The 3,066-nt window shown below is 72.3% G+C and carries 4 protein-coding genes; all 4 read right to left on the bottom strand.

The window, feature by feature from the left end:
- Positions 1-78: 78 nt before the first annotated feature.
- The 4 genes from PUR56_RS00715 to PUR56_RS00700 all read right to left on the bottom strand — a co-directional run bounded on the left by PUR56_RS00715 (position 79) and on the right by PUR56_RS00700 (position 2,973).
- Complete coding sequence (locus PUR56_RS00715; RefSeq protein ID WP_329947410.1) at positions 79-1,116, bottom strand: aldo/keto reductase; 1,038 nt, start codon at positions 1,114-1,116, stop codon at positions 79-81.
- Entirely contained in the window at positions 1,113-1,871 is a 759-nt protein-coding gene (locus PUR56_RS00710) for an SDR family NAD(P)-dependent oxidoreductase (protein WP_329947409.1), read from the bottom strand. The genes PUR56_RS00715 and PUR56_RS00710 overlap by 4 nt, the downstream gene beginning before the upstream one ends.
- Before the next feature lie 227 nt (positions 1,872-2,098).
- Positions 2,099-2,425 (bottom strand): L-rhamnose mutarotase, encoded by a 327-nt coding sequence (locus PUR56_RS00705; protein WP_329947408.1) that lies wholly within the window; start codon positions 2,423-2,425, stop codon positions 2,099-2,101.
- On the bottom strand, positions 2,422-2,973 hold the full coding sequence (locus PUR56_RS00700; protein ID WP_329947407.1) for an ABC transporter permease subunit: 552 nt from the start codon (positions 2,971-2,973) through the stop codon (positions 2,422-2,424). The genes PUR56_RS00705 and PUR56_RS00700 overlap by 4 nt, the downstream gene beginning before the upstream one ends.
- Between the last annotated feature and the right edge of the window lie 93 nt (positions 2,974-3,066).

Genomic DNA, 3,066 nt, shown 5'->3' with positions numbered 1-3,066 from the left:
CGTCGCCGGTGATCCACTCCTGGTCGCGTACGGCCAGGTCCCACACGTGGTGGTGGGCGTCGACGATGATCGGGTCGCTCATCGGTTGCTCCTCGGACGGGGCCCGCCCGCGGGCGGCGGGCCGGGCGGGACCGGTACGTCTGCGGGGAGCAGCCCTTCGGCGCGCAGGTCCTGCCACAGCCCGTGGGGGATCGGCCGGCTGTACTGTTCGACGGCGTCGGTGACCTCGTCGGGCGTGCGTAGGCCGATCAGGACGGCGGCGACGGCCGGGTGTCCGAACGGGAAGCGGGCGGCGGCCGCCCGCAGCGGCACACCGTGCCGCTCACAGACACGCTGTAGCCGAAGCGCGCGGTCCAGGACGTGAGGCGTCGCGGGGCGGTAGGCGTACATGGCCCCGGGCCCGGGCGCGGCAAGGAGCCCGGAGTGGAAGACTCCTGCGGCGATGACGGAGACGGAGCGCTGTGCGGCGAGTGGCAGCAGTTCGTCGAGTCCACTGCGCTCCAGCAGGGTGTAGCACCCCGCGAGGAGCACGACGTCGACATCGGTGTCCCGGACGAAGCGGGCCGGGAGGCCCGGCTGGTTCATGCCCACACCGACGGCCTTGGCCATACCCTCCGCGCGGAGCTGCTCCAGGGCGGGGTAGGCCTCGGTGAGCGCCTGGTCGGCGTGGTCGTCCGGGTCGTGCAGGTAGACGGTGTCGACGTGGTCCAGGCCGAGGCGGGTCAGGCTCTCCTCCAGGCTGCGGCGCACGCCGGTGGCGGAGAAGTCCCACGCCCGCCGGTGGGTGGCAGGCACGGCGAATCCGTTGGCGAGGTCGTCCCCGGTCGGGTCGGGGACGGGTTCGAGTAGCCGCCCCACCTTGGTGGAAACGGTGTACTCGCCGCGCGGCCGGCCCGCCAGAGAGGCGCCCAGCCGACGCTCGGACAGCCCCAGGCCGTAGTGCGGTGCGGTGTCGAAGGACCGGATGCCGTGATCCCAGGCGGCGTCGATCGCTGCGGCGGCCTGCTCGTCGCTCGTTGCCGTGAAGAGGTTGCCGATGGCCGCCGCGCCGAAGGCCAGACGGGAGGTCCAGGTGGTGCCGCGTCCGAGGGGCACCCGGGCCGGGGCGGCGTTCACGGGGCCACCGGCCTCAGGCGCAGGCCGGCCATGCCTCCGTCGACGGCCAGGGCGGTGCCGGTGACGGAGCCGGCTGAGGGACTGGCGAGGTAGACGACGGCGGCGGCGACCTCGTCGGGGGTGACCAGACGTCCGTGTGGCTGGCGGGCGGCAAGGGCGGCGCGCTCCGCGACGGGGTCGGCGGTAGGGTCCAGGAGCTTGCTGATCCACGGGGTGTCGACGGTGCCGGGGTTGACGCAGTTGACCCGGATTCCCTCCCGGACGTGGTCGGCCGCCATCGCGAGGGTGAGCGAGAGGACCGCTCCCTTGCTCGCGGAGTACAGGGCGCGCTGGGGCAGGCCGGCCGTCGCCGCGATCGAGCAGACGTTGACGACCGAGGCGTGCGCGGAAGCCCGTAGATGGGGCAGTGCGGCGCGGGTGACGCGGACGAGTCCGAGGACGTTGACGTCCAGGACGGTGTGCCACTGGTCGTCGGGGTTGTCCTCGACCGTGCCGATGGCGCCGATCCCCGCGTTGTTGACGAGGATGTCGATCCCGTCGAGTGCGGTTGCGGCGTGCCCCACGCCAATGCGTACCGCGGTGTCGTCCCCGACGTCCGCCCGGATGCTGATGAGGGGATGTTCGACATGGAAGGAGTGGAGGTCGAGGACGGCCACCCGGGCGCCGTTCCGCGCGAGGAGTCGGGCGGTGGCCAGGCCGATACCCGATGCCCCGCCGGTCACGACGGCGCGCAGGCCGGTCAGGTCGGTCGTCATGTGGTCACCTCCCAGGTGGTCTGTGGCGATTCGCCTAGCTGGGCGGCCACGCTGTCGGGGCGCGGAAGGGGCCACGGGCGCAGGTAGGGGTCGGGCCGGAACCGGAGGGCACAGCTGTAGAGGGCTGAGGGGTGAGAGGTGCGGCATAGGCGCCGTCGTGGAAGACGGCCGGACGCGGTGGCAAGGGGTTCTCCTTTCGATCGAGTGGATCGGTGGGGCAGGGCGGATCACTCCATCCGGAACACCTGTTCCGTCGGTGCCCACCACTGTCCCGGTGCGGCGTCCGCCACGGGTTCCTGGCAGGGGGCCGTGAGGTACCACCACGCCTGCGTCGCTTCGTCGGCGGCCATGCGGGCCATGTCGGCCTCGAAGTCGTCGCCCAGATAGTCGAAGCAGCCGATCAGGAGGTCCCCGCGCAGGTGGATCGAGTAGTTGGCGATGTGGCAGGCCCGCAGCCGGGCCAGGACCGGCTGCGGAACCGCGCGGTGCAGCGTGCGGTACTCGTTTGCCTTCTCGGGCCGGAGCCGGATCAGCTGCACGATGCGCCGCGTCATGCGTCGGCCCTCGCGGACAGGGCCGGGGCTGGCCGGTTGTGGATGCGGCGGATAATTTTCGGGCTCATCTGCTCGAAGCCGTGGTCGTGGTCGGGGAGCATGTAGCTGTCGCCGTTGGGGGCGCGGAAGGTGCCGGTGCCGATGGCGGCCATGAAGCCGGCGAGTGCGGCGAGCAGGCCGGACAGGGCGTGCGCGAGGACAGTGCGCCGGCCGGTGGGGACGCCGGACAGTTCGGCCGCCGCGGGGTTCGCGCCGGTGAGGAGGAGTTCGCGGCCGAGGCGGGTGCAGCCGTAGAGGAACCCGAGTCCGGTTAGGGCGAGCAGGGTGAACTGGGCGATGTGCGGGACGGCGGGCGTGCCGCACACCGGGCCGACACAGAGGTCGTCGAGGTAGGCGGGTCGCAGCGTGCCGAACAGGGCGACGTGGAGCAGGGGCAGGAGGAGCAGGCCGAGTCGCTGGTTGACCCAGAACGGGAGCCGGTGTGCCTTGCCGGGCGGCTTGTCGGGGTGTGTCGTCGCGGTGTCGGACGGCGCGGTGGGGGTGCTCATGCGACCCTCCGGTTGTCGATGGCGTCCATGTCCCAGTCGATCCCGATGCCCGGGGTGTCGGGAGCGACGGCCATGCCGTGGTGGACGGCAAGT

Source organism: Streptomyces sp. BE303, assembly GCF_036290945.1.
Classification (GTDB): domain Bacteria; phylum Actinomycetota; class Actinomycetes; order Streptomycetales; family Streptomycetaceae; genus Kitasatospora.
Note: the sequence above shows the minus strand (reverse complement) of the source record. Positions and strands in the feature narration are given on the sequence as shown.